Annotated in this window: 2 tRNA genes; both read left to right on the top strand. The window is 50.0% G+C overall.

Annotated features, from left to right (window positions below):
- Positions 1-48 precede the first annotated feature (48 nt).
- Positions 49-125 (top strand) — tRNA-Ile (locus tag EKL15_RS24625).
- Positions 126-163: 38 nt separating this feature from the next.
- A tRNA-Ala gene (locus EKL15_RS24620) sits at positions 164-239 on the top strand.
- The last annotated feature ends 79 nt before the right edge of the window (positions 240-318 follow it).

Genomic DNA, 318 nt, shown 5'->3' with positions numbered 1-318 from the left:
GCTCACACAGATTGTCTGATAGAAAGTAACGAGCAGAAATACCTTTATAGGCTTGTAGCTCAGGTGGTTAGAGCGCACCCCTGATAAGGGTGAGGTCGGTGGTTCAAGTCCACTCAGGCCTACCACTTCTCGGAAGTGGAAAAGGTACTGCGCGTGACTGTATGGGGCTATAGCTCAGCTGGGAGAGCGCCTGCCTTGCACGCAGGAGGTCAGCGGTTCGATCCCGCTTAGCTCCACCATATAGTCCGGTATTTCAATACTTCAGAGTATATTGGCGACAGTATGCTGCGAAGTATTTTGCTCTTTAACAATCTGGAA

This window comes from Serratia sp. 4542 (assembly GCF_016805595.1).
GTDB lineage: Bacteria > Pseudomonadota > Gammaproteobacteria > Enterobacterales > Enterobacteriaceae > Serratia > Serratia nevei.
Note: the sequence above shows the minus strand (reverse complement) of the source record. Positions and strands in the feature narration are given on the sequence as shown.